The following is a 26,589-nucleotide window of genomic DNA, read 5'->3' as shown; positions in this document are numbered from 1 at the left end:
CATGACCAATGAGATTGACATCACCTTATCGCGCAAATCTTTCTTGAAGGGCGCGGCCATGGCAGGCATCGCCGCCATGACTGGCGGAGCCCTCGCTGGCTGCGCACCAACAACCAAGGGCAGCACAGAAGATACGCCTGCACTGGCAAAGACATCTACCGCCAGCGGCACCTTTGTAGGAAAAGCCGACGGCATGGGCGGCGAAGTCCGCGTCGAAGTGACGCTGGCCAACGGACAGATCGCCGACGTGCGTCCGCTGTTCAACAACGAAACCCCGGGCCTTACCGATCTTACGTTCAGACTCATGCCCCAGGAGATGATTGTCAACCAAAGCTACGAGGTTGACACAGTATCGGGTGCCACCATGAGCAGTATGGCGCTTAAGAACGCCGTCAAAGACGCGCTGGAGCAGGCCGGAGTAGACACGAGCGAATACAGCCAAGCCATCACCCGCTCGCACGACGCCGAAGACGAGACCATCGACACCGAATTCGTAGTTGTGGGCTCTGGCGGTGCCGGTCTCAGCGCGGCAGTCACTCTGGCTGAGCGCGGCAAGCAAGTCGTAATCGTGGAGAAGATGCCCCGCTTGGGCGGCAACACCCTTGTTTGCGGAGCGCTTATGAACTCCTACGACCCCATTCGCACCAAGGGCACGAAATACGAGGACGCTACCGTCCAGGACTTCATCGACTGGACCTGGGAGGGCGGCAACGAAGCCGGAAAGAAAGACGTCATCCAGGTATTCGCTGAGCAGTCCTGGCCTACCACCCAGTGGCTCGTCGACGAAATTGGAGTGATTTTCTACAAGGACCTCCAAGGGAGCTGGGGCCACATGCCTGAACTCCCCAACGGCCTCGGATTCATCAATCCCTTTGTCAAAAAGGTTGAGGAATACGGCATCCCCTGCTGCATGGAGTCGACCCTCACTGAAATCATCATGGATGGCGACCGCGCTGCCGGCATCATCGCTGAGAAAGAGGGCGGTGGCATCCTCACCGTCAATGCATCTAAGGGCGTCATCATGGCCACGGGCGGCCTCGGTCATAACCTCGAGATGGTTAAAGAGCTCGACCCTCGCTATGACGACATCACGCTTTCCACCAACCCCGTGAATGCAACGGGTGAGTGTTTCGCCATCGCCGAGGCAGCAGGCGCGAATCTGATTAACATGGATTCAATCCAAGCGGTTCACTTCGCGGATCCGGCGACGGGCCAGGTAGACTGGGACCTCGAAAGCCCCAACAGCATCTTCGTAAACAAGGAGGGCAAGCGCTTTATGAACGAGGAGATGCCCCGCGATGACTCGGTCGCCGGACTCTCCCAGCAAACCGACCACCTCATGTTCACGATTAGCGATTCGAAAGACTGGCCGACTATGGACACCGTTACGGGCTTTGGCGTGACCATCGGCGAGTGCATCGAGCGCGGCAAGGGATTCAAGGCCGACACCCTTGAGGAGCTAGCAGAGTTGGTTGGCTGCGACGCTGCGGGGCTCACCGCGACCATAGAAGAGTACAACGCCATGATCGAAGTCGGCGAAGACACCGCCTTCCAGCTCGTCGATATGAAAGAACGCTCAAAGATCGACCAGCCCCCGTTCTACGCTTCCAAACTTACCATCGCCATCCACTACACCAACGGCGGCATCGAAATCAATCCGCAAGCCCAAGTCCTGGACAAGAGCGGCAATGTCATCCCCGGACTCTATGCCGCGGGCGAGTGCTCGGGCGGCGTCATGGGAACCAACCGCATGGGCGGTAACTCCGTAGCCGACGTCATGATCTTCGGTCGCATTGCCGGTATGGCAGAGTAGACTCGCACCCCTCTTTTTTAAACGCAGCTGCCTCTCTTTTCCCTCCCCAGAGAGACAGCTGCGTCTTGTTTTGGCTCAAAACTAATCGATGGGCAATTGACCTTAATGTCGCATATCTAGCGCACTAAGCCTGTTTATGACTTACCTGTGAGGCTTAAAGACCTGTCGCAATCAAGACAGCTTACACCTCTAGCCGCCGTCAATCTAGCGTGAGCAACGTTACCATCAAGCTCGGTGAGCGCAGGAGATGAGGTCGGCCATTTCAGCGGCAGTCTTGGTGGCGATGTTGGCGCGCTTGGCGAGCTCCTTGTCGTGGGTCACCAAGTAACGCGCTTTGCACAACTCGCAGGCGGCGAGCACCGAGCCATCCTCGTAGTCGGAGGTGATGTCGCGATAGTGCCGGGCCAACCACGCCGTGCGATCGTCCAGGGGAATTGAAACCGCCAAATCGGTCATGTGATCGACGCAGCTCCAAGCGAAGTCGTTTATGCCGCGCGCCGTGCACACGTCAACCGCGCCTCCGGTTTCGCGCACCTTTTGCTTCAGGTACTTCCCCACTATGTAGAAAACCTCGTTGACGGCATCTGCCGGCGTTCCCAGATTGGCTTTGTACTTCTCCGCAGCACGAACGAAACGCGCCGCCTCTTCGTGGAGGGGACGTTCTTTAAGATAGAAATCGAGCCAGATGTTCTTATCCACGACAATAGCGTTCTCGCCCGTTATCACCAAAGCCCCCTCTCGACCATTTTCTCAATCTTCGCGTCGTAGAGAAGCTCTTCTAAATCCTCATCGGCGAGCACCCGCGAAGGATCAGGAGGAACCCCCAGCGCCTCCCGCTGGGCCTGAAGTGATGCCAAGAAATCCTCGACGGCCCGGACACGCTTCTCGCCCTCGTCTTGAACCGCGGCCTCTTCCGCTTCCAAGAGGTGCCGAAGTTGCTCCTCCGACTCGTCATCATAGCGAGCGGCGCACTCGTAAAGTCGCCGCAGGGCCACCGACGGCGTGCACCCGAAGCGGGCGAAGCGCTCATCGCCGCGGCGCTTAAGTTCGGCATCAATTCGAAAGTTCATCTGAACATTCGGCACAACTGCTCCTTTCTCTTGCTAGCAGTATAGCAGATAGAAAGGGGTGGCGCCGAAAAGAACGCCTTTGCTTGAGCGGCAGACGCGCCAGCTTAGCCGCTCAATCACGCCGATAAAGCAAATTCACTTCCTTGAATTCCAATTAGCGGAAGCGAATTGCATTTCGCTTCCGCTAATTGTATAGTGGAGAAGCGAAATCGTATGAAAGGATGCCTCGTGAGCGACTGGCCGGCCATAACCACTGAAGAGGTTCCATGGCACCTACGCGACGAGGATGCCTATCTCATTCCGAAATCCCGGCGCAGGAAGATTACTTCCACTTACCAGGCGGCCATCCCGGCCGAGATCCGCCATGCGCGCCCCCAACTCTCGGCCGAACTCACCGAGCGCCTCGCCGACGCCCGGATGCGCCTCGCCCGATTCGACGAGCATCAAAATTCGCTGCCCTTCAATCTCCCCAGTCTCTTGCTGCGCAGCGAATCGGCGGCAAGCTCCCAAATCGAAAACCTTACCTCCAGCGCGCGCAATATAGCGCTGGCGGAGCTCTCGCCCTCCGCACCGTCGAACGCTCTCGTCATTGCGGGGAACATCGATGCCATGCGATGCGCGCTCAATCTCGAAGATGCCCTCACAGCCGACGGCATTCAGCAGATTCACCGCCAGCTGCTCAAGAAGACTGCTCTCGATTTCGCGGGAAAACTGCGCGATGAACAGGTGTGGGTCGGCGGTACCCCCTACAGTCCCCACGGCGCACTGTTTGTGCCGCCCGTGCCTGGCCGTGTCGATGCCTGTCTGAACGATCTTTGCGCCTTCGCGCAGACAGAAGAGGTAGACCCCATCGCCAAAGCCGCCCTTGCCCATGCCCAGTTCGAAACTATACATCCCTTTCTCGATGGGAACGGACGCACGGGCCGAACGCTTCTTCACCGCATGCTGCGCAGCGACGGCGTCCTCCTCCATGCGACCGTGCCCATCTCGGCCGGTTTGCTGCACGATATCGACGACTACATGAGCGCGCTCTCAAGCTATCAGCAGGGCGATCCGATGCTCATTGTCGAGCAGGTTTGCGACGCAATCGACTTGGCCATGGTCGTCGGACAAAAAACATCGCAAACTATCGCAGAGCTTGTGGGAGACTGGAGGGCACGCATGCAAGAGCGCACGGGGTCTCGCATCTTCGGCCTACCTGCGCTGCTTGTAGAGCAGCCCGTCGTTAATTCCGACTACGTGGCAAACGAGCTTGAGATAACCCGCAGGGCGGCAACGTCCATCATCAACAGAGCATGCGAGTACGGCATATTGAAGCCCCTTGGCAACATGCGACGCGGCGATTTCTACCAAGCCCCTGAGCTGATTGCCATCCTCGACGAAATCTCGAGCATGGCCGGCATACGCCGCCTCGTAGCAGGAGCTTAATCTTCCCCTCAAGCAAGAACCCATCACCCTTCGGAGAAGTCGTTACTCCGTTCTTACTCCGTTCTTACTCCGTTCTTACTCCGTTCTTACTCCGTGCTACTCCCCGCTTACTCCGTTATCCCTGGTCGGGAAAGGCTTCGTCGTAGTCGGCCTCGCCATTACGGCGAACGAAATCGTAGAGAAGACGGCGGGTGGCGGGAAGCTCTTTTTTCTTGAGCTGATGCTCCCACAGCATGAGCACGTCCCAGCCGGCTTCTTCCAAAGCTGCCCTGTTGCGCTCGTCGCGTTCGATGTTGCGGGCGAACTTCTTCTCCCAGTATTCCACGTTTTTCTTGGGCACCGACAGGTTGCACGCAGGGCACCGGTGCCAAAAGCAGCCCATAACGAAAATCGCCTTCTTGCGACCCACAAAGGCCACGTCCGGCCGGCCGGGAGCCTTCTTCCAATCGCATCGATAGCCCGTATAGCCCATCTCGCGCAGCATACGACGCACCAGCATCTCCGGCTTCGTGTCGCGCCGCTTGTTTCCCTGCATCGACTTGTGAGTAGCCGCCGACACCACGCCGAAGTCGTAGCGGTGAGTGCCCGAAAGCCGAATGGCCGGCGCATCGCTTTTCGCGGCGTGCGCCGCCGCCGTCTCCTCGAGCTCCTCGAGCTTCTCGGTCTTCGCGATCTTCTCTGCCTGTTTGTCTTTCTTCGCCATAGCCGCCATTATACCGTCCGGCCGAATCGGGCTTACGAAACCTTAAGGACGCCGGTTAAGAAAGCGTAAGGTGTGCGTCTTTTGTCGCGCCGCGTCACGCGTCCGCCGCAACCGCGCTACCATAAGAGCCCCGCAAGCCACGCGGACCGCCCGAGCGCAACCATGCGACCGCTCGGCGGCGCCGCACAACAGCCCAAAAGGAAGGAGGCACCCGATGGCGAACATCCCGCCCATGCTCGCTCGGCGCGAATTCATCGCGCTGCTCGGCGGCGCGGCGGCCGTTCTCGTCGTCGGCGACGGCCTCTCCCTCGCGGCATCTGAACCCCAGGCCCATGCTCAGGCGAACCAAGCATCCTGGGCCGATGCCCTGTCGAAGCCGGCAGAATCGGCCGCCAACATCCAGAGCAGTCTCGGGGCCGAGCCTACGACACCACCCCAATCTCTTGACGACCTTCCCTGGAACCTCCGCCTTATCAACCGCGAGCACCCCCTGCCGGAGGGCTTTCTCCCCGAAAGCCTCGCGGAGCCGCCCGAGGCCAGCTGGGTCGAAGAGGGCCGAGGGGCAGCCGTAGACGCACGTATTGTCGACGACCTCGCCGCCATGCTCGACGCCGCCGAGGCAGATGGCGCCCACCCCGTCATCTGCTCGTCCTACCGCACCAACGACTACCAGCAAAGCCTCTTCGACAGCCGCGTAGAGCGCGTCGAAGAGGAGGAGGGGCTAGAAGGCGCCGCCGCCGAAGAGGCCGCCGCGTTCTGGGTCGCCCCGCCCGGCGCCAGCGAGCATCAAGCCGGCCTTGCCGTCGATATCGTCGATGCCGACTATTCCGAGCTCGACGAGGGCCAAGAGACCACGGCCGCCCAGCAGTGGCTCATCGCCCACTGCGCCGAGTACGGCTTCATCCTGCGCTACCCCACCGACAAGAGCGCCGTCACGGGCATCGGCTACGAACCCTGGCACTACCGCTACGTCGGCCGCGAGGCCGCCTCCGACATTACGGAAAGCGGCCTCTGCTTCGAGGAGTGGCTCGTTGAGCGCTACAACATCCAGGGCTGAACGATGGTGATGGGCACAGCGGCGCTCACGATCATGAGGCGCAGCACGAAGCCGCCGATGAGCACGCCCGCATCCGACAGGGCGCTCACCATCTGGCCGGTGCGCGAGCACTCCAGCTCGTGGCTGGCAATCCACAGCATCCAGCATTCCAGCACCGTGGGCAGCACCAGGCCGATCGCGATGAACAGCAGCCAGAAGCATGGAGCCCAGTTGCCCATGATAAGGGCGGCCACGCTCTCCCAACCGGCCGGACTCGGGTTGGCCGAGGTGACGAACAGCAGCGCCGCCACCAGCACCAGCTCCACCACGGGCAGCCAGAAGTGGAACTTCTTCAGCACCACCACCTCGTTGAACTCCGCTGGAGCGGCAAACGCACCGACCAGCAGCACGGCCGCCATGCCGGTGGACACCGCCGACACCAAAAACAGGATGGGCAGAAGTGCTGTGTTCCACAGCGGAAAGCCCTGGCACACGCCAAGCAGGCAGCCGGTGTACACGGCCACGCACAGGCCCATGACCATGCCGACGATGTCGAGCCACTCGGGCACGGCCTTCTTCAGGAGGTCGAGCACGAGCACCACGAGAGCCGCCACCACGAACACCGCCAAGAACACCACGCCCCAGGTCATGACCGACCCAAAGTTGGTCAGCAGAAGCGCGAAGCGCAAGGGGTGCGCGAAGCCGGCGGCCGCGTCGAACATGAGCAGGCAGAGCCCGATGATCACCACGACCGGCGCGATGATGCGTCCGATGCGCACGAGGCGCGTGCAGCCGGGATGGCGGAAGCGGATGAACACCGCCGTGACGAAGGCGCCGCCGCCCAAGCCGGCGAGGAAGAGATACCATGCGATGATGGCTCCCCAAATAGGTTCGTAGGTCATCTCAATCACCTCACGTAATAGACTTTGGCGCGGGTCAGATCGCCGGCGATGGGCTTGGCATGCTTCTCCACGATGGCGCGCGACACCTCGGAGTCGGGGTCGTCCAGGTCACCGAAGATGCGGGCATGGGTGGGACAGGCGTCCACGCAGGTGCACGTGGTGCCGCCGTTTTCCGTCTGCACCGCGCAGAAGCGGCACTTGTCCACGGCACCGGTCTTGGAGTTGCGCACGCGCACCTGATAGGGGCAGGCGCTCATGCAGTACAAGCAGCCGATGCAGCGGCCCTGGTCCACCGCCACGATGCCGTCAGCGCCCACATGAGCCGCACCCGTGGGGCACACGCTCGCGCAGGGGGCGTCCTCGCAGTGCATGCACTGCAACGGCACGGTCTCCACGCGCACGTTCGGGTAGGCTCCCGTCTCAGCCCGCTCGTAGCGGATGAAGTCCTCGTCGGGCTCCAGGTTGTTCTGCCTCTGGCACGCCGTGCGGCAAGCGTAGCAGCCAACGCACTTGGTCGTGTCGATGAGCATTCCGTAGCGTGTCATCATGCACCAGCCTTTCCGACCTTCACCATGGTCTCCTGCAGAAGCGGTGCGCCATAGCCCGGCTCAAGTCCGAAGGCCACGAAGCGCGCCTGGCGCACGCCGAGGCCGTCGGCTTGGGTTTGCTCGCCGTCTTCCACGCCGTAGTGGGCGGCCAGGTACAGCGTCGCGGGCTCGATGAGCTCGGTCACGTGCACCCGCACCGGCGCGGAGGCGTACTCGTTCTCGATAATCACCTTGTCGCCCTCGGCCACGCCGGCCTCCTCGGCAGCCTCGGCGTTCATCCACAGGCTGTCAAGGCCGTACTGCTCGGCAATAGCGGCCAGAGGCGCCGCGTTTACGGTCCTGGTCGCGGCCTGCACAGCCTGGTTGCCCGTGGTCAGGCGGTAGTAGCCGAATCCTAGGGCGTCCGGGGTCACCGTGGGCTCCACCCAGGTGGGGGTGGGAGTGTAGCCGGCTGCGGCACAGGCAGCGCTCGCGCATTCCACCTGGCCCGACGCCGTGGGCCACACGATGGCCTCGGCGGCCATCGGCTCAAGGGAGGTGGTACCCACAGCCGCGGCTCCCTCGTAGGAGCATCCGCAGGCCTCGCACATCTCGGCGGCCGCTGTGGCCACGTCGAAGTCGAAGGCATCGGCCACATCGGCCGCCTGGCCGAGCCCGCAGGCGATCTCGGCCACGGAGCGGGCGTCTTCCACCGCAGGCTCGATCACCTGCGAGGACACGTTCAGCACCGGGCTCACGGCGCCGGTCACGGTGGGAAGCTGGGCGCTTTCCGCCCATACCTTCTCGGGCAGCACGTACCGGCAGCTACGGGCCGTCTCCGTCATCTCGGGCGTGATGGCCACCGTGAGCGGACAGCTCTCCACGGCCTTACGCACGTAGTCCGGATCGGGATACTCGGCCTCCACGTTGGCGTCCACCAGAATGAGGCCGGAGATGCCGCCCTCGCTGGCAAGCCGCAGCGCATAGGCCGGCGAGCCGCCCTGCGCGAGCGGGTAGGTCTCGGCCGTCACGTCCGCCGCCTCCACGGGCAGCGGGGCCACGGACACCTCGGCCCACTCCTTTACAGGCGCGGCCAGGTAGGCACCGCCGGGAATATTCCAGCAGCCGAGCAGCGTGTTGGTCAGCGCCACGGCGCGGGCCAGCTCGCCGGTGTTGCCGTAGGAGCCGCCGAACAGCGCCATCCACGACAGGTCGATGCAGGCTTGAGGCGCCGCCTGGGCCATATCGCCGGCCAGCGTCTCTATGACGTCGGCGCCCAGGCCCGTCACCGCCGCCGCCCAGGCGGGGGTGTAGTCGGCAAGGGCCGTCTTCCACTCGTCCAGACCGGCCATGGAGGCCTCGGCACCTGCAGCCGCACCGCGCTCGATGATGCCGCGGGCCAGAGCGAGCACCAGGGCCAAATCGGTGCCAGAGCGCACGGGCAGCCACTCGGTGGCCAGGCTCGCGGCGGCGGGCATGCGGGAGTCCACCATGACAATGCGGGCTCCGGCAGCGCGGGCCTCCTCCAGGGCGGCCACGGTGCCGGGATCGGGCACCTCCACGGTGCTCGCGCCCAAAATGACCACCATCTTGGTGCGGGCATAGTCAACTTCGAAGGCCGTGAAACCCGTGGCCTGGGCCAGGCCCGAGGCCACCGACGCCGATGCGGTGGTGGCGTTCACGTAGGTGTTGGGGCTGCCGAGAGCGCTCATAAGCCGGCGCATGTACCAATCGGCCGTGGACGTGCCGTCGGTGATGGCCGCAAGGGCCGTACCGCCCTTGTCCGCCCGAATGTCGGCGAGCCCCCGTCCGATTTCATTCAGGGCCTCATCCCACGGGATAGCCTCGAAGGTGCCGCTGTCGGTGCGGCGAAGCGGGCTCGTGATGCGATCGGCGGACGTGGCCGCGGTGGCCATGCCGTAGCCGCGGGCGCACAGCGTTCCCGCTGCATGGGGGTCGGTCGCGTTTCCCACGACCTTGTCGATGGAGCCATCGACCGTGTAGGCAGCATAGCTGCACTGTTTGGGACAGGCGGTGCACTGCGTGTTGACCACTTCGGCCGCATGGGCTGTGTCAACCGCAGGGCTTCCCGCGCAGCCCGTCAGCGCCGCGCCGGATGCCGCCAAGGCGACTCCCGCAGCACTGGCGGCCACGAAGGTCCGCCTGGTTATTGGCTGAGTCATTGCTCTATCCTCTCAATCGAAGGCGAAAACGAGAAAGCGGGGCAGCAAGGCCCTTAGGCCTCCACGATGGTGGTCGTGGAGACAACGCCCTCGTCGATGGCCTTCTGCGCGATGTCTTCCCAATCGATGAACTTGATGGCGCCGTTGGGGCACTGCTCGGCGCAGCGGCCGCAGGAGATGCACTTCGTGGAGGTGCCCGTCTGGGCGTTCACCTGGGGCATGCCCCACGGGCAGGCGGCCGTGCACATGCCGCAGCCGATGCAGACCTCCTCGTCCACCACGCGGGCGCCGGTCTCCTCGTCGGCGGAGATGGCGTGCACCGGGCAGTACTTCGCGCACTGCGGATCGGCGCACTGCTTGCAGGACTGCACAGTGAACTGGCAGTTGCCGAAGATGCCGTCGTTGGTGTCCACGCCGGATCCGAAGTTGTAGTTGTCCCACACGCGGACGCGGGCAATGGACTGCTGGGCCGCGCCGTCGTTCTTCAGGGTGCACATCATCTCGCAGCGCTGGCAGCCGGAGCAGCGGGCGCGGTCGGTGACGATCATTTTCGCGGGAGTGGTGCGCAGCTCGATGCGGCCGGAGGCGATGGATTGGGTCGTCACGCCCCACGAGGCGAGCACGCCGCCGACCACAAGGCCGGCAACGCCGCAGCCAGTCATGGCCAGCACGGTGCGTCGGGTGAAAAAGGGCTGCTTCTTATCGGACGGCGCAGCGCCGTCGGCAGCAGGGGTGGTCGCAGCGGGAGGCTGCTCGGTGACCACAGTTTCGTTTTTCTGGGTGTCTGACATTTGAACTCCCCCTTGTAACTGATGCTTGTCTCAGAGAGAACTCAAGATCGCGACGCCACGCAACAAGGGGCATCATAGTCATGGATGGAGGGTCTGTGTGCCCTCTTTCGGAGGAATTACCGAATGTTTGATTTCCGTTTGAACGCCTGTGGCCGCCGCGTTGCCCGCCTGTTGAAAAATATCCCCTCATTGAGGGGAAGGGGACCTTGCCACTCATATATATACTGGTCAGCGACGATTACTCCAGATCGCCGACAAGTGCCGCGCAACACGAGTACACGAAGAGATTTGGAGCTTCATCATGGCTGATTCAAAACTGGATCGGGGCAAGTCCTACGGCTGGACCGGCAAGATCCTCCGCGTCAACCTGACCGACGGAACCGTCTCGGTAACCCCGACCGACCCGTATAAAGAGTATCTGGGCGGCATGGGCATCGCCAACAAAATCATGTACGACGAGGTTGCCCCGGGCACCGATCCGCTCTCGCCCGAGAACAAGGTCGTCTTCGCCGTGGGCCCGCTGACGGCCACCGGCGTGCCCCTGGCCGGACGCACCACCATCGCGTCGCTTTCCACTTACACCAAAGACCATCAGGTGGTGGACGCGCACACCGGCGGCATGATCGGCGCCGCCATCAAGAAGGCCGGCTGGGACGCCATCATCATCGAGGGCGCCTCCGATACGCCCGTCTATCTTATGATCGACGATGACGACGTGCAGATCAAGCCCGCCGACAAGTACTGGGGCCTGGGCACCCGCGCCACCACCGAGGCGCTCTCGCGCCGCGAGGGCACCGACTTTTGCGTGGCCACCATCGGACCCGCCGGCGAGAACCTGCTGCCCTACGCCTGCATCATCAACTCCCGCAACCATTCCGCCGGCGCCGGCACCGCCGCGGTCTTCGGCTCCAAGAAGCTGAAGGCGCTCGTGGTGCGCGGCACCCAGCCCATCTACGTGGCCGACCCGCAGGCCGTGGCCGACCTGTCCGACTACATGCTGCGCGAGATCGTGGGCTCCAACAACAACCACGTGGTGCCCTCCACCCAGCAGGAATGGGCCGAGTACTTCGACAAGGGCTCCCGTTGGACCGCGCAGAAGGGCCTCACCTGGGCGCTCGCCGAGGGCGGTCCCATCGAGACCGGCGAGCCGAAGCCCGGCGAGATCAACACCGTGGGCTACCGCTGCATGAAGTCCTTCAAGGACGAGGGCCCCGAGGCCGAGAAGTACACCATTAAGATGGACGGCTGCCACAGCTGCCCCATCCACTGCTACTCCGACATGCGCGTGCCGGCAAGCGCGGCCAACGGCGGCTACGAGATCACCGGCAACACCTGCGTGCCGAACTTCCCGTTCACCAACTACATGATCGGCATCCTGGGCGACAAGACCCCGGTTAAGGCCGCTAGCGAGGACGCCCTCGTGTGGGACCAGGTGACCGGCTCGGTGATGGACGACTTGGGCCTGTGGTGCAACTACGGCCAGATCTACCGCGACATCGCCCACTGCTACGCCGCCGGCGTGTTCGAGCGCGTGCTGCCCGCCGAGGAGTACGCCGCCTTCGACTGGACCAAGTTCCAGAACAACGACCCCTCCATCATGGCCGAGCTGCTGACCAAGATCGCCCAGAACGACTCGGAGCTGGCCTACGTGGGCTACGGTCCTTTGGTGTGGACCGACCGCTGGGACGACAAGGTATGGAACGACACCGTGGCCTCCTGCATCATCAACCCGCGCGGCTGGCCGGTGCACCACGCCCACGAGTGCTTCGGGCAGGTGGGCCTGCTATACAACATGGTGTTCAACCGCGACGACATGATCCACTCCGCCGTGAACTTCCAGGGGTGCGGTCTGCCCTTCGAGCTGAAGCAGCAGATCGCCGCCGAGGTGTGGGGCGACGCGAGCGCCATCGACCCGGACAAGAACTACACCCCCATGAACGAGTACAAGGCCAACTTCGCCTGGTGGTCGGTGGTCACCGACGTGCTGCACGACTCGCTCACGCTGTGCAACTGGGTGTGGCCCATGACCATGAGCCCCACGGCCGCCCGCGACTACCGCGGCGATCTGGACTTGGAGGCCAAGTTCATGAAGGCCGTCACCGGCGAGGACGTGACCACCGAGGACCTGTACAAGATGGGCGCGAAGATCACCACCCTGCAGCGTGCCAACACCGCCCGCGGCATGACCGACGCCAGCGGCAACATGGGCACCAACGACTTCCGCGGCATCCACGACGTGGTGACTGAGTGGCCCTTCACCCAGGACCCCGACATCCCCGTGTTCACCGAGGGAACCATCAAGATGGACAAGGACGACTTCCAGACCGGCCTGACCATGATGTACGAGTGCTTCGGCTGGGATCCGGAGCTTGGATGCCCCACCGCCGAGTGCCTCGACTACTACGAGATGGGCGACGTGAAGGAAGACCTGGCTGCTCGCGGCCTGCTTCCCGACGCCTAGGAAGCACCCTCCGGCCCCGGACCGCGCGCCCGGGGCCCCTCCTCCCCGTGAGAGCTCCGAAGAGCTCCCCCTTCGTGCAAGGACCCCGCGCCAACCGGTGCGGGGTCCTTCTTCGTTTCGGACATCACGGCACGCGAGCGAAAGCGCCTCCGCCGCCCGTGCCATCTCGAGCGGGCAACGCGAGTCGACGGATCTCCACCTACACGTTGCGGCGGCGCTCCACGGCATCCCATTCGGCCAGGGAACGAGCGCGCACGGGGCTTAGGTACGTGGTGGAATAGAAGTACACGTCGCCGTTGGAGGCCTCTGTGCGCTCGATGTCGTCGGCGCGGCCCTGGGCGCGCGCCTCGGCGAAGGCGGCCTCCACCGCCTCGGCGCTCAGGCGGAAGGGGTCGTTGGCCAAATTCGTGCGGGCCATGGGCCGCGGGTACACCGACGACTCCTCGCGCACGCACTCCACGAAGGTGGCCACAGGATCCTCCTCGGCGGCCAGAAACGACCAGCGCGCATAGGCGTCGGTCATGGCGGAGGCGTCGTAGAGGTAGTAGCTCTCACGGCCCATGAGCAGGCGGATGTTCTTGCAGTCGTAGGGAAGGGAATCGCTCTCGTCGCTCGCCTCGGGCGGAGGTGACGGGCATTCCGATTCGCTCAGACAGTCCTCGCTTGATGGAACAGCCCACTGGGCTGTTCCAGTCGCTGCGGAACTCGCTCGGTCGGAACGCCCGTCATCTCCGCTAGACTCTTCCATTTTCGAGAGCTCGCTGCTGGAGCTCGCTCGGTCAGGGCACCCGGTGCCCCCTCTGAGCTCTTCCGTTGCTGAAAAATCAACCAGGGATTCGAGCTCATTCGCTGGTTCCTCTTTCGCGAGGGCAGCCTGGTGCTTGAAGGGAGAGGCGCCGACGCAGCGGCCGTTGGAGGACGAGAAGGCCGAGCGCACGTGCTTGTTCGCAGGACGGACCGTCTGCGCCGGGCCCTCCCCCGCTTCGGCGGCTCCCTCGGGCACGGGCTCGCCGTGCTCCATGAGGGCATCGTACACCGCCATCTCCAGGTCCTCGGCGGTCATCGCCGGGGGCACCAGGCCCGCATCCTCCCACTCGCACGGCCGCGCCAAGCGGCTCTCGCGCGTGGCCTGGCGCACGGCGTCCATCACCAACGCGATAGCGGCATCGCGCTGCTCGTCCTCAGACGCCTCCGCATCGAACAGGGGCGCGGCGGCCTCCACCGCCACCTCCCCATGGGGAAGCTCGCCCGACACGTCCTCGCCGGCTTCCTGGGCCTCCGCGAGCGCGATCACCGCCGCCCGAATCTCATCTTCCTCGCGCATAGCGCTCACCTCCAGCCGAAGCGCCCCACCTTGGGCGGCACCCCGCATTTGAACCTCTAGTCTTCCAGCGACTTCATCAGAAGGTCGTTGCGCGTGTCGCGCAGCGAGCAGTGCTCGCACATCAGGCAGTCCACCCCGTAGGGGCTGCACGGCACCGCCTCGTCGAGCGCGGCCAGGTCGGCCCCCTCGTGCACGAGGAAGTCGCCCACCAGGGCGCGCACGGCCTCCACGGAAAACGTCAGCGTGTTCGCCTTGCCCGCGGGCACGCCGTCCACGGCCGCGCGCACCTCGTCTGCCGTGAGCGCCAGGGCCTCCTCCAATGTGCGGCCCTCGATAAGCGAGCAGGTGACGCTCGCGCAGCCGGTCATGGCCAGGCAGCCGCGCGTCTTGAAGCCGGCCGCCTCTATCACGCGCGTCTCGGGGTTCACGCGGGCGAACAGGCGGAAGGCCACCTCCCCGCGCTTCGACTTGCCCACCATGGCCTGGGCGTTCATCCCCTCGGGGCGCCCTCCGTTGCGGTAGTCGGCCACAATGGACAGCAGCTTGTCGGAATACCCTTCCACCTCGTCCATCGACTCGGTCTGGTATGCATCGGCCGTCCGCAGCAGCACGCGCGTGGGCGGCTCGTGGTAGATATCGCGTTCGCTCATGGGAACCTCTCTTCGTTTTCGGCAGGTCGCCCTGCGCAGGGGCGTCCCGCATCTCCTCTTTGGAAGTTTCCCCTAGGCTACCATGACCCTCCCGCGCAGATTACCCTCTTTCAGGCGATGTCATTTTGCAGATACGTAACAAGATGCTGCGGCCCCGCCCGAGAAGGGCGGAAGGGTTATCATGGAGTCAATAGGTCATGCTTTTGCACCGCGCGGATACCAAGCGCGTTACGATACGGGGAATCGGCGCCGGCGCGCGCCGCACCACGAGAGGGAGGGAACATGGGAGCCGTAATCGCCGGCCTGGCCGCGCGTCTCAAGACGTTCTGGCCCATGCTCGCCGGCATGGTCTGCGCCCGCGTCGCCCTCATCGCGGCCTGCTACGGCAGCTACGCCGCCACCGACGACGGCATCTTCACCGACGGCGCCATGCTCGTCACCTGCGCCCTGTTCACCGCGGTCCTGCTTGTCATCGCCCGATCGCGGCGCGTGCTCAGCGACACGGCCGTGCAGTGGATCCTCATCGCCAGCGTCACCGTGGCCGCCGCCTCCTCCATGGCGCTGTCGGTCCTCGACGACACCGACCCGGCCTTGGGAGGTACCGCCTTTGCCCTCAGCGTCGTCAGCACGCTGGCCCTCTCGCTGTGCATGTTCTACTGGCTGCGCTGCCTGCGCGGCACCGACGAGGTGACCGCCGCGCTCTTCGTCTTTGGGGTCTTCATCGTCAGCGAGGCAATCGTCTACCTGCTGTCGTTCCTGCCGCCGCGGGCCCAGAACATCATCGGGGCCGTCCTCGTCGTGGCCCAGCTGGCGTTGCTGGGGCCGGCCGCCCTGCGCGACGGCCTGGCCGCCGAGCGGCTCCACCGCCGAGCGCGCACGTTTTTCACCTTCGCCCGCAGCTCCATGCAGGACTGGCGCTTCCTTGTGGCGTGCACCGTCGGCATAGGGCTCCTCGGCTTCGTGGACGGCTTTCTGCGCGGCTACCCCGACGGCCTGCCCATTCCGTTCACCCCGGCGACCCGGGCGGCCTACACCCTCGCCGCCATCGCCGTGTGTGCCCTGTTTGCCGCGCTCGTCGTGCGCCGACGCGAGCGCGTCATGACCGTGGGCATCTTCATCGCCATGGAGGCCCTGGCCGCCGGCTCCCTCATCCTGTTCGGTGCCTTCCCCTTCCACTGGGAGATCGGGGCGGTGCTCGTGAACACGTTGAACGTGGTCATCTGCGCCTACTGCTGGTACGTCGTCATCGCCTTCACCAGCTTCGGTCAGCGCGACCCTTACTTCTACGCGCTGGGCGGCTGGGTCATCTGCTTCGGCTCGCGCTCGGTGGCGCGCATGCTGCTGCTCTTCGTGTATCCGCTCACGGGAAACGACCTGCTCATTACCTCCCTTCTGGGCGGTCTGGTGCTGCTCTCGGCCCAGGTGGTGCTCGTGCAGTTCCTCCTGGCCGAGCATAGGGAGGGGGCCACGGAAGCCGAGGCGCGCGAAGCCCAGGTGGAGGGCGAGCTGCAGCGCGCCGAGTCCGAGACGGCCCGCACCCAGCAGGCCCTGGCCGAGGCGGAAAGCGCGCTCAAGGCCGTCACGCGCGATGCGGCCGAGCACGAGGCGGCCCGGGTGGCCGAAGCCGTGGCCGCGGTGCAGAAGGCCGCCTTCGAGGCCGTGACCGCAGCCCAGGCCCAGCGCTGCGTGCGCTGCACCGAGGGCTGCTCGCCCGACCATCCCGTCGCCCGTCCCGCCACCAGCGCCGCGGCCCGCACCGGTGCGGCCGGCGCAGCCGACGCCCCCGCCGGCGACAACGAGACCGGCGGCGCGCAGAGGACCGTTCCCGACGCGGCAGCCGAGCCGCGCCCCATCGGGGCCTCGCCCCTGGGACCGACGGGCCGCACGGCGCGGTCCGCCCCCGCCGCCTCCCCCGACGCCCCCACCGGATCCGAGGGCATCATCAGCGACTCGCTACGCGGGCGCGTACGGGCCATGGGCGAGCAGTTCCTGCTCTCCGACCGCGAGGTGGACGTGCTCACCTACTACGCCCTCGGCTACACCCAAAAGAAGGTGGCCAAGGAGCTCTCCATCACCCCGGCCACGGCCCACAGCCACATCAAGCGCATCTACGGCAAATGCGGCATGCACTCCCGCCAGGAGATCCTGGAATACCTGGCCAGCTACGGAAGGTAGGCAAACCGTGGAAGAGAAACAACGTTACCTGCGCTGGCTCGCCCTCCTCTGCGCCGTCATGGCCGCCTTCTGCCTGGGCGTCTTCATCATCGGCTACAAAGACCCCAGCTTCGGCCGCGTCGCCACCCTCGTCGCCCTCGTCATCGCGAGCGCCGCCTGCCTCTGGCTCTCGAAGCACCCAAGGAAGCGCTAACGCCAACAAGGGCAGCCACGCAAAAAGGCGTTCGGAGCTCAAGCCTCCGAACGCCTCATGAACCAAATCGGATTCAACGGCTACCCTACCCCTCATAACTCGCTTTCAAGGCCGCGAACGCGGGCATGGAGCGTTCGATGGTGTCGCGGGCGATGCAGTAGGATAGACGCACCCAGCCGCCAACGCCGAAGCTGTCGGAGGGCACGATGAGCAGCTCGAACTGTTTGGCACGCTCGGAAAACGCGTTCGCGTCGTCTTCCAGAGCCTTCACCCACAGGTAGAAGGCGCCGTCGGGCTCCACATACTCATAGCCCAAAGCGGACAGCCCCTCGGTGAGAATGCGGCGGTTCTCGGCATAGGCGGCCACGTCCGACGGCTCGTTCACGCAGCGGGCCGCCACGCGCTGCAGCATAACCGGCGCGCACACATAGCCGAGCGCTCGGCCCGCACCGGCAATGGCCACGGAAACCGCGTCGCCATCATCGGCCAGATCGGACACGTACACATACCCGATGCGCTCGCCCGGAAGCGACAGCGCCTTGGAATAGGAGTAGCACACAATCGTGCGTCCGTAGATGGACGGCACGTAAGGCACCTCGGCACCGTAGGTGATCTCGCGATAGGGCTCGTCGCTGATGAGATACAGCGGACGGTCGAGCTCGACCTCTTTCTCGCGCAGCATAGCCGCCAGCGCCTCAAGGCTCTCGCGGGTATACACCGCGCCCACCGGGTTATTGGGCGAGTTGATGATGACCGCGCTCGTCTTCGGTCCGATGACCGCAGCCAAAGCCTCCACATCGGGCTGGAAGCTCGGCTGACACGCCGGCACTTCCACCACGGTGCAGCCTGCCGCCTCAATCCAGGTGCGGTACTCCGGGAAATAGGGCGACACCACAACCACCTCGTCGTCGCGATGGCTCACCGCCGCGATAGAGATAGCGATGGCAGCCGCCGCGCCTGCAGTCATGTACACGTGCCCCGCCGTAGCCGGCACGCCGTAGCGCTCGCGGATGGAAGCGGCAATGGCCTCTCTCACATCGGGAAGGCCCGCCGAGGGAGAATAGGCGTGCAGCGCCACCGGATCGGTCTCCAGCATCTCCAGTAGCGTCTCTTTCACCAGAGCCGGCGCCGGCACCGAGGGATTGCCGATGGAGTAGTCGTACACGTTCTCCGCGCCAATCTCGGCCTTGCGCGCGAGCCCGTAGGCGAACAGCTCGCGAATAACGCTCGGCTCGTCGCCCAGCCCGTACATCGTCTCGTTGATCATGCTCTGTCGCCTTCCCTTCGCAAGACGCCCGGCTCAAGGCCTACAGCCCAAACCAAAGCGCCCGACATATCGGTCTTTTCCCGCTAGGATACTACAACGCCTGCACCGGTCAGGCTCGCCTCGGCCGATTCTACGGCAGCGGCGCCCAGCTGCACGATCTTCTCCTGCAGAAGCGGGTCGGCGCGAAACACGAACGCCCTTCCCTCCTGCTCGCGCACGAGAAAGCCCTCGCGCTCCAAGCTGAGAAAGTCGGCCCGAGCCGTACCGTAGGCGATGCGGAAGGCGCGCTGATGCGGCCCGATGCGCAGAATGGCGCCTGGCTCGCGGATGAGCGCCGAGAGGATGGACTTCTGCCGCTGGTTGATGTGCGAGGCGAAAATGCGCCCGATCTTCTCGTTGAGCTTCTCCAGGTAATCGATGGACACCGACAGCTTGTCCAGCTCCTGCAGATACAGCTTCACGTTCAGCTCGAAGTAGGGCGTGAAGTCGAACCCGAAACCGAAGTCGCGCGACCAGTGCTCGAAGATGGCCTGCTGGCGAGCCGGCGTGGCCACGGCGTCCTCGCTTTTCGGATCGAAGGCCGCAGGCAACCAGCAGAGCACGGGAAAGCCCCACTTGATGGCAATGATGTTGCGCAGAAGCAGACCCACGAGCACGTTCACGTGGGGCAGCACGTCGAAGTAGCGGAAGAACCAGGTGATATTGATGATACGCAGCACAGGCCCGAAGCGCATATCGTCGTCGGCTTCGCGGGCGCGCTGGCAGACGAGGTCCATGAGCACCTGAGACTCCGGCGGGGGCAGGCGCGGGTCCAGCGGCACCAGCTTGCGGGCCGGCAAATCGGCCAGGTTCACGCCCTCGATGAGCTCGTAGTACAGGTTCTCGATCATACCGTGGGTTACCTCGCGGGCGGCCAGGCGGTCACAATTGCTGGAAAGCTCGAAGTAGTTGGTTACCAGCCGGTCGATGGAATCAGTCGGCGCCGCGCCGGTGTACAGCTCGTGGATACGCCCCTCGTCAACGCTGATGCCCTCCACCTCCAGCCCGTGAATGAGCGTGCGCTCGATGAAGCGCGTGACATAGGGTGAGCCCTGCAGCTCCCGCAGTGCTCGCTGCACCGTAGAGTCCACCCGCGTGCGCAGCTCCACGGTTTCGGAATCGAAGGACAGGGCGCTCGTCGTGATCATCCACATGTCCGCCTCACGCTCCGGGTCGTCGGGAATCATGACCGCCGCCTGCTTGCGCACCGCCGTGAGCACCCGCCACACCTCCTCTTTGGTGTAGCCCTTCGGCATTTCGAACCGATAGAGGTCCTCGAACAGCAGAATGCCCACATCAGCCGCTGTGCGTAGCTGTCGAAAACACGGATGGCTCATGAAGTCCACCGTTGCATCGACAAACCCCTTGCGCTGTCTTTTGTCCACAAAGACCCCCCTTTGGAACGATTCACCTGTCGGGCTCTATATTATCAGTATCTGCAACTAATAACCTCATTATCTGCGAATTCTATTTTCTCTTTCTGACAATTTAATTAACTATATTTGTCTTTCTAATTATCAGTTTTTTAGATATTGATAATTCCAAGACAGGCCCGTATAGTATAGACATCGAACGAAGCAATCCCCGGTAAGGAGGCCCGACATGGACTGGCCGATCATCATCCGTTAAGGAATCTGGACGTCAACCGTCCATCACATTTGCTCTTGTGCCATTCCCACAAGGAATCTGAGGTGAGAACCCCGCTGCGAAAGCCCTTGAAACGCAGCGGGGTTTCTTGCATTCATCGGTCCGGTCTTCCTTGAAGGCGCCGCATCGCCGCCACAAGAAAGGCAGGCGGCATTTCCACTCGCCGCTATCAGGCCTCAAAGTTCTCCACTAGATCGATAAGCTCCTGCTGGGAGTGGACGCCCAGCTTCGCGTAGATGTTCTTGGTGTGGAAGCGCGCCGTGTTCAGGGAAATGACCAGCTTCTCGCGAATCACGCCCACCGTGCGCCCCTGGGCCAGAAGCGCGAACACCTCCCCCTCGCGCGGGGTGAGGCCGTAGTCGGTGCCCACGGCCGCGCACCGGTCTTCGAGCGCGGTGCCTCCCGCCGAGATGCCCTCCACCGCGATGCCTTCCGCCAGATCTGCCGTCTTTGGGACGCGCCCCAAAGACCCCTCCTCACCGCATCGGATGTCGGTGCCGGCACGCTCTTCCCCGCGCGTCGCCATCGCTAGCTCGGCCGGGGGCCGCAGAGGCTCCGGCGGCCGGATGGCCCCGATGGCCTCGGCGAAGCTCACGTTCTTCAAAACGATGAAGCAAAACGTCACGAATACCATGGCGCTCGCGAAGCTCGTCCACACCAGCGCCTGCTCGGTCCAGCCGAACAGGGCCATGGCGCCGTTACCGAGCATGGCGCCCACCAGCACCCCCGACCAGTACAGCGCCAGCACGAGCGCCGCCGTGGGCAGCGCCGTCGCCCGGTTACGCCCCGCGATGCTTCCCACCAGCAGCACCAGAAGCAAGTTGAAACACGAAGCTCCCGCTTCGATGAGCGTGTTCGACGCCGATACCACCCCGCCCGACACGACGCGGTCGCTTGACTGTAAGAACATCCCCGCGATGATGAGCAGTGCGCACAGGGCGAACAGCCCGTCGGCGTTGGGCATGCGACGGCGCGCCAGATACACCACGAGAATCACCGCCAGCGGCAGAAAGGCCACCGGAAGCGCCGGTGCCTCGTTGAAGGGGCCCGGCAGCGCAATCACAAGACCTTGGGCGATGCTGAACACGAAGATGGTCACGAACAGCAGATGCCCAGACGGAAGGAACGACTGGGGGTTCGCCACGGCCATCTCGGCGGGAGGCTCCGAACGCTGGGCCTCCTGCAAGGGAGCCGCCACCAAAGAACGCACACAGAGGAAGAGAACGACGAAGCACAGGGCGTTCGCGGCGACCGCGTACGTCGGCGCAAGCACGTTCGCCCACGGCTGCAGCAAGTACGCGGCCAGGCACGCGCCCATAGCCACCACTGGTCGCCGGGCCGCCTCCAGCTGGGCGAAGGCAAGGTAGGCCAGCACGAACAACCAGGCCTCGGCCAGAGAGTCCAGCAACGACCCCGCCAGAAGGAGCCCGGGGCTGCGCAGAGCCAGCCCTGCGCCAGCCAGAAGCAGGTAGCCCGCCACCGATGCTAGGGCAACCCCGCTGAAGAGTCGCACGTGCAGCCAGCGCGGCCGATAGCGCACTATCCCCACGAGCGCGACTAACACCAGCACGCCGAACAGCGTTGCCCCTTCGCGCACCCAAGGGTCAACCATGGCCACGGCCGGGTAAACGCTCCCGTTGGTGGCGAGGAAGCTGAACAGCGCGCCGGCGAGCGCCACGCCCGCGCGCACCGAAGCGCCCGCCGTGCCCGCGCGCCGCTGCGACCCTTGCTGCAGCACTCCGTCCTCCATGGGTCCCCTTCCTCGTCCTCGCTATCTGGAAAATCCTACCACGGCGCGCCGCGTCGCCGCCCCACATTCTGGATGTGGGATGCCCTCTTCCTGGGGCTTTTAGCTGCTTTGAGAAAAACCGCCCTGCCGATGTGGGGCGGTCTCAGCCACGCCGTTCTAGAGTTGGCGGCAGAGAGAACCACCCCAGAATCGCTCGTCCCATGCGGGCGATCCCCGAGAAGGAGGATCCGACCATGATCGACTCATCCGGACTTTCCCGCCGCGGCTTTCTGCAGGCTGGCATGCTGGCCGGCGCCGGAGCGCTTGCGGCCAGCGCGCTGGCCGGCTGCGCGCCGCGGCCTCAGGAGGCCCCGCATCCCGAGGCCGCGTCGCGCGAGGCGCACACCTACTGGCTCGGCGAGGAACCCGCAGTGGCCGACGCCGACATCGTCGCCACCCGCGATACCGACTTCCTCATCATCGGCGCGGGCAACGCGGGCATGATGGCCGCCGGCACGGCCAGCGACTTGGGCCTCGATTTCATCGTGGCCGAGAAGGGCGAAAGCGTCGGAGACACCCGCGAGTACCTGGGCGCCATCAACACGAAGTACAGCCTGGAGGTAGCCGATCCGGTCGATGCGATGAAGCTGCTGAACGAGCTGACGCGCTACGCGTCGGGCCGCGTGGACCAGCGGGTCATCAAGATGTGGCTCAACGAGGGCCGCGAGATGATCGAATGGATCGCCCCCATCATGGAGGCCAACGGCAAGACGCTCAGCGTCACTCCCATGGAAGCCGACCACCCCGCAGGTGGAACCGCATACTTTACCGCCACCCTCGAGCATTTCTTCAACCCCACCTACGAGTACCCCATGCGCAACGACATCCTGGAATGGCATATTCAGGAGGCGGGGCATAAGATCGACTACAACTACGACCTCGTGAAGCTCGACCACGAGGGCAATCGCGTCACCGGTGCCGTGTTCAGCACGCCGGAGGGTCTCGTACGCGTGAACGCCGCCAAGGGCACCCTGCTTGCCACGGGTGGTTATGCCGCGAACCCCGAGATGATTCGCGCGAACCTGCCGCTCGTGCCGGCGTGCTGCACGGCGGCCAGCTACTCGCTGCGCTGCGACGGCTACGGCCTGCGCGCGGGCCTGTGGGCCGGCGGTGTGAAGGACGTGAACGGCGCGCCGATGATCTTCGACCGCGGCGCGGTGCCGGCGGGCGTCGACTGCGGGTATGTGGTGGATGCCGACGGCACCGAGCACTTCCCCGGCACGCACTACCAGCTGAACATCGGCAGTCAGCCCTTCCTGAAGGTGAACCGCAAGGGAGAGCGCTTCGTCAACGAGTCACTGCCCTACGACACCCTGTGCAACGCCGCCAGCTACCAGCCCGGCGGCGTGTGGTGCCAGATCTTCGACGGCAACGCCGCAGACGACATCCTGCGCTTCGGCACCACGGGCTGCGCGGCCTACACCACCGCCTTCATGCAGATGGGCATGCCGCTGGACGACTTCATCGCCATGGATGGCGGCACGGGCCTCATGCAGAAGGCCGACTCCCTCGACGAGCTGGCCGACGTGCTCGGCTTCGAAGGCGAAAGCAAGCAGCAGCTCATGGATACCATCGCGCACTACAACGAGCTCGTGGAATCGGGCACCGACACCGACTTCGGCAAGGAGCCGCACCGCCTCTCGAAGATCGTCGAGCCGCCCTTCTACGGCTGCTGGTTCGGCGGCTCGCTGCTCACGACCACCGACGGCCTGCGCATCAACGAGGACATGCAGGTGCTCACCGCCGACAACCAGGTGATCGAGGGCCTGTACGCCGCAGGAGACGTCTCCGGCTGCTTCTTCTCCGACAACTACCCCGAGTACATCGTGGCCTGCGCCTGCGGCCGCACCTGCACCGAGGGGCGCCACGTGGCACGCCTGCTGGCCGGAGATTTGGACTAACCCCCGCTACCATAGAGAAAGGAGCGCCCTATGAGCGCCGAGAACCATCCCGCCCCGGCGACCGAGCACGACCCGGTCATCGAAAGCACCCCGAGCTCGGACTCCCCCGCCCCCAAGCGCAAGGGAGCCCGCGCCGCCATCGTCGCAGGCGTGGTAGTCGCCATCATCGTCGTAGCCGGCGCCGGCTTCTGGGTCTGGCACGAGCAGCCGAGCTTCTGCGGGGCTATCTGCCATACCCCCATGGACAACTACCTGGCCACCTACGAGGCCGATCTGAACGAGCCCGCCACCGACAAGTGGGGCAACGAGGTGGAAGACCCCCACACCATGCTGGCCGCCTACCATAGCAAGCTCGGCAGCACCTGCCTCGACTGCCATACCCCCACCTTGGGCGAGCAGATAAGCGAGGGCGGCGCGTGGCTTACAGGCAACTACGAGTTCCCCTTGGTCGAGCGCACTGCCAGCGAGCTCACCGAGGCATCAGGGCGCGACGCCGACGAGCTGTGCCTGAACGAGGCCTGCCACAACCTCACCCGCGACGATCTGTACGAGAAGACCGCCGACATGGGCACCTACAACCCGCACTGGGCCCACCACGAGGAGCTGGAATGCACCACATGCCACAAGGCCCACCGTGCCTCGGTCATGTACTGCACCCAGTGCCACGCCACCGCCGAGGTGCCCGAGGGGTGGCTCACCATGGGCGAGTCCAACAACCTCGCCGGCGTGAAGGCCGCCGAGTAACCCTTCGAACCAGGACAGCTTTCGCCAGACGGCTCCTCCTCCGTCCGGAAACCCTCTCCTTCCACGAGAAAAGCCCCGATACCGGGGCTTTTCTCATATGTTGCGATGGTGCCATACGAGGCAATCGAGCGCTTCGCCTCATGCAAACGAACGCACCAGACGACGCATCTCCTGCCTGCGCGTGCCTTGGGCGATTCGCCTACTTCACGTCGTCCAGCTTCTTGCCGGAGTGGTCGTGGGTCATGCACATGGCGATAAGGGCGATGACGGCGATGGCCACCATGTACCAGGCCGGCGCGATGGCGTTGCCGGTAATATCGATCAACCAGAACGAGATGAACGACGCCGACCCGCCGAAGATGGCGTTGGCCAGGTTGAAGGACAGGGCGAAGCCGGAGTAGCGCACATCGGTGGGGAACGTCTCGGTCAGGTAGCTCGCCAGCGTGCCGTCGTTGATGGTGAGCAGCAGACACATGACCAGCTCCACACAGAGAATGACCGCGAAGTTCAGCGTGCTCAGTAGCATGAAAGCCGGCACGGTCAGCACGATGAAGCCCACGCAGGCGCCGATGAGCATCTTCTTGCGGCCCACCTTGTCGGAAATGCGACCGGACAGGAAGATGAACCCAATGTAGACCACCAGCACAATGGTGGTAATCGTGGAGGCTGCGCTCGGATCGTAGTTCAGCGTCGTCTCAAGGTAGTTCGGCAGGTAGGTGAGCACCGCGTAGAAGCCCACGGCGTTCAGCACGCAGGCGCCGAACGAAATGAGAAGCACGCGCAGGTGCTTGGTAAACAGGGTGCGAATGGGGTGCTCCACCTTCTCGCCCATTTCCTTCATGCGCTCCTGCATCTGCTCATACACCGGCGAGTCCTCGAGATGGGTACGGATGTAGTGGGTGATGTAGCCTAAGGGCAGCGCCAGCAAGAACGGAATGCGCCAGCCCCAGTCCACCACGAAGGAGGAGTCGGCGCCCCACACGGTGAACATGAAGGTGGCCAACAGCGAGCCCACGAGCAGGCCCGTGGCCGTAGAGGCGGGCACCATGGAGCAGTAGAAGCCGCGGTGGTTGTGCGGCGCGTACTCGGCAATGAACGTGGCCGCGCCGGCGTACTCGCCCGCAGCGGAGAAGGACTGCACCATGCGCAGCAGCAGAAGCAGCAGCGGAGCACCCACGCCGAGAACCGCGTATCCCGGCAAGCAACCGATAAGGAAGGTGGCGCCGCTCATCATGAGAATGGACACCGACAGCGCCCACTTGCGGCCCTTCTTGTCGCCCATGTTGCCCCAGAAGATGGCGCCGATGGGGCGCACGAGGAACGAGAGCGCGAACACACCGAAGGTGCTCATAACCGCCACGGTGTGGTCGGTGTCCGGGAAGAACACCAGCGCGATAACCGTGGCCAGATAGGAATAGCTCGCATAGTCGAACCATTCGATGAAGTTACCGAGGAAGGAAGACCCCGTCACCTTGCGCAGGACAGCATGCTTCTCTGCTTCGGTTGCCTCAGCGTAGGTAGCGCTCTTCACGGGAGCGGTACTGCTACTCATGGAAACCACCCGCCCCTACGGGTGTCAGAAAGATAGCGGTCATGGCTTCTCCTTTCAATAATGCCCTGACTTAGCTTTACACCTTACCACATCAGGTCTTTTGTGCAGCTGAGAATACGCAATTAGTCGGGTGCACAAAAATATGAGCGATTTGCTCAGTGAAAGACACGCCGGGCCACCCGCCCTCCTCACGCGCGCCACGACCGATGCAGGCGCAAAAAAAGGAACCCGCCGAAGCGGGTTCCATGCAAACGCTTATGCGCGGGATGCGTGCGGGATTTACTTCCACATCTCGGGGCGCACGAGGGTCGGATCCTCGACGCGGTTCGGGAAGTAGTCGAGGCACTCGCCCTCGCGGTAGACGTCGGCGGTGGAGCAGTGCAGGCCGCCGCCG

The 26,589-nt window shown here is 64.2% G+C and carries 20 protein-coding genes and 1 pseudogene; 8 read left to right on the top strand and 13 right to left on the bottom strand.

Features of this window, described 5'->3' with window-relative positions; all coding sequences use genetic code 11:
* The first annotated feature begins 1 nt into the window (after position 1).
* Positions 2-1,813, top strand: a complete 1,812-nt coding sequence (locus tag VJ923_RS06380) for a flavocytochrome c (protein ID WP_326439711.1) — start codon at positions 2-4, stop codon at positions 1,811-1,813.
* Between the two features lie 225 nt (positions 1,814-2,038).
* On the opposite strand, the gene VJ923_RS06375 is transcribed toward VJ923_RS06380, so the two are convergent.
* The gene (locus tag VJ923_RS06375) at positions 2,039-2,539 is read right to left on the bottom strand and encodes a type II toxin-antitoxin system VapC family toxin (protein ID WP_326439709.1); all 501 of its coding nucleotides are present in this window, start codon (positions 2,537-2,539) and stop codon (positions 2,039-2,041) included.
* Complete coding sequence (locus VJ923_RS06370; protein WP_326439707.1) at positions 2,536-2,898, bottom strand: hypothetical protein; 363 nt, start codon at positions 2,896-2,898, stop codon at positions 2,536-2,538. Before VJ923_RS06370 ends, VJ923_RS06375 begins: the two co-directional genes overlap by 4 nt.
* Before the next feature lie 213 nt (positions 2,899-3,111).
* Here VJ923_RS06370 and VJ923_RS06365 point away from each other — a divergent pair, with 213 nt between their 5' ends.
* Complete coding sequence (locus VJ923_RS06365) at positions 3,112-4,311, top strand: Fic family protein (RefSeq protein WP_326439705.1); 1,200 nt, start codon at positions 3,112-3,114, stop codon at positions 4,309-4,311.
* Positions 4,312-4,426: 115 nt separating this feature from the next.
* Here the strand turns inward: VJ923_RS06365 and VJ923_RS06360 are convergent, their stop codons facing one another.
* On the bottom strand, positions 4,427-5,014 hold the full coding sequence (locus VJ923_RS06360) for a very short patch repair endonuclease (RefSeq protein WP_326439703.1): 588 nt from the start codon (positions 5,012-5,014) through the stop codon (positions 4,427-4,429).
* 214 nt (positions 5,015-5,228) lie between these two features.
* Here VJ923_RS06360 and VJ923_RS06355 point away from each other — a divergent pair.
* Positions 5,229-5,994 (top strand): annotated as a pseudogene (locus VJ923_RS06355) (M15 family metallopeptidase); the annotation flags it as partial.
* A gap of 58 nt (positions 5,995-6,052) precedes the next feature.
* Here VJ923_RS06355 and nrfD read toward each other — a convergent pair.
* The 4 genes from nrfD to VJ923_RS06335 are packed head-to-tail and all read right to left on the bottom strand — an operon-like array spanning position 6,053 to position 10,453.
* Positions 6,053-6,952 (bottom strand): NrfD/PsrC family molybdoenzyme membrane anchor subunit, encoded by a 900-nt coding sequence (gene nrfD, locus VJ923_RS06350; RefSeq protein ID WP_326439699.1) that lies wholly within the window; start codon positions 6,950-6,952, stop codon positions 6,053-6,055.
* Positions 6,953-6,957: 5 nt separating this feature from the next.
* On the bottom strand, positions 6,958-7,497 hold the full coding sequence (locus VJ923_RS06345) for a 4Fe-4S dicluster domain-containing protein (protein ID WP_326440053.1): 540 nt from the start codon (positions 7,495-7,497) through the stop codon (positions 6,958-6,960).
* Positions 7,497-9,662 carry a molybdopterin-containing oxidoreductase family protein gene (locus VJ923_RS06340; RefSeq protein ID WP_326439697.1) on the bottom strand — a complete coding sequence of 722 codons (2,166 nt, stop codon included), beginning with the start codon at positions 9,660-9,662 and terminating at the stop codon, positions 7,497-7,499. The genes VJ923_RS06345 and VJ923_RS06340 overlap by 1 nt, the downstream gene beginning before the upstream one ends.
* Before the next feature lie 53 nt (positions 9,663-9,715).
* Positions 9,716-10,453 carry a ferredoxin-like protein gene (locus VJ923_RS06335; protein ID WP_326439695.1) on the bottom strand — a complete coding sequence of 246 codons (738 nt, stop codon included), beginning with the start codon at positions 10,451-10,453 and terminating at the stop codon, positions 9,716-9,718.
* A 301-nt stretch (positions 10,454-10,754) separates the two neighbouring features.
* Between VJ923_RS06335 and VJ923_RS06330 the strand changes: the two genes are divergently transcribed.
* Positions 10,755-12,914 carry an aldehyde ferredoxin oxidoreductase gene (locus VJ923_RS06330; protein WP_326439693.1) on the top strand — a complete coding sequence of 720 codons (2,160 nt, stop codon included), beginning with the start codon at positions 10,755-10,757 and terminating at the stop codon, positions 12,912-12,914.
* A 199-nt stretch (positions 12,915-13,113) separates the two neighbouring features.
* Here VJ923_RS06330 and VJ923_RS06325 read toward each other — a convergent pair whose 3' ends face one another.
* Both VJ923_RS06325 and VJ923_RS06320 read right to left on the bottom strand, forming a co-directional pair.
* Entirely contained in the window at positions 13,114-14,238 is a 1,125-nt protein-coding gene (locus tag VJ923_RS06325; protein WP_326439691.1) for a hypothetical protein, read from the bottom strand.
* A 56-nt stretch (positions 14,239-14,294) separates the two neighbouring features.
* Complete coding sequence (locus tag VJ923_RS06320) at positions 14,295-14,888, bottom strand: iron-sulfur cluster assembly scaffold protein (RefSeq protein ID WP_326439689.1); 594 nt, start codon at positions 14,886-14,888, stop codon at positions 14,295-14,297.
* Between the two features lie 282 nt (positions 14,889-15,170).
* Here VJ923_RS06320 and VJ923_RS06315 point away from each other — a divergent pair, with 282 nt between their 5' ends.
* Both VJ923_RS06315 and VJ923_RS06310 read left to right on the top strand, forming a co-directional pair.
* Positions 15,171-17,063 (top strand): helix-turn-helix transcriptional regulator, encoded by a 1,893-nt coding sequence (locus VJ923_RS06315; RefSeq protein ID WP_326439687.1) that lies wholly within the window; start codon positions 15,171-15,173, stop codon positions 17,061-17,063.
* A gap of 7 nt (positions 17,064-17,070) precedes the next feature.
* Complete coding sequence (locus tag VJ923_RS06310) at positions 17,071-17,256, top strand: hypothetical protein (protein ID WP_326439685.1); 186 nt, start codon at positions 17,071-17,073, stop codon at positions 17,254-17,256.
* An 85-nt stretch (positions 17,257-17,341) separates the two neighbouring features.
* Here the strand turns inward: VJ923_RS06310 and VJ923_RS06305 are convergent, their stop codons facing one another.
* From VJ923_RS06305 to VJ923_RS06295, 3 genes are all read right to left on the bottom strand, one after another.
* Positions 17,342-18,523, bottom strand: a complete 1,182-nt coding sequence (locus VJ923_RS06305; RefSeq protein WP_326439683.1) for a pyridoxal phosphate-dependent aminotransferase — start codon at positions 18,521-18,523, stop codon at positions 17,342-17,344.
* Positions 18,524-18,606: 83 nt separating this feature from the next.
* On the bottom strand, positions 18,607-19,947 hold the full coding sequence (locus VJ923_RS06300) for a Fic family protein (RefSeq protein WP_326439681.1): 1,341 nt from the start codon (positions 19,945-19,947) through the stop codon (positions 18,607-18,609).
* 431 nt (positions 19,948-20,378) lie between these two features.
* Positions 20,379-21,959 carry a helix-turn-helix transcriptional regulator gene (locus VJ923_RS06295; RefSeq protein WP_326439679.1) on the bottom strand — a complete coding sequence of 527 codons (1,581 nt, stop codon included), beginning with the start codon at positions 21,957-21,959 and terminating at the stop codon, positions 20,379-20,381.
* Positions 21,960-22,192: 233 nt separating this feature from the next.
* On the opposite strand from VJ923_RS06295, the gene VJ923_RS06290 reads away from it, so the two are divergent.
* Together VJ923_RS06290 and cgr1 are read left to right on the top strand one after the other, a co-directional pair.
* The gene (locus tag VJ923_RS06290) at positions 22,193-23,899 is read left to right on the top strand and encodes an FAD-binding protein (protein ID WP_326439677.1); all 1,707 of its coding nucleotides are present in this window, start codon (positions 22,193-22,195) and stop codon (positions 23,897-23,899) included.
* Positions 23,900-23,929: 30 nt separating this feature from the next.
* Entirely contained in the window at positions 23,930-24,643 is a 714-nt protein-coding gene (gene cgr1 / locus VJ923_RS06285; RefSeq protein ID WP_326439675.1) for a cytochrome c-type protein Cgr1, read from the top strand.
* 199 nt (positions 24,644-24,842) lie between these two features.
* On the opposite strand, the gene VJ923_RS06280 is transcribed toward cgr1, so the two are convergent.
* On the bottom strand, positions 24,843-26,195 hold the full coding sequence (locus VJ923_RS06280; RefSeq protein ID WP_326439673.1) for an MFS transporter: 1,353 nt from the start codon (positions 26,193-26,195) through the stop codon (positions 24,843-24,845).
* Positions 26,196-26,589 lie beyond the last annotated feature (394 nt).

The sequence above is a fragment of the Adlercreutzia shanghongiae genome, assembly GCF_035830635.1.
Classification (GTDB): Bacteria; Actinomycetota; Coriobacteriia; order Coriobacteriales; family Eggerthellaceae; genus Adlercreutzia; species Adlercreutzia shanghongiae.
The sequence above is the reverse complement of the archived record's forward strand: the minus strand, read 5'-3'. Positions and strand labels throughout refer to the sequence as shown.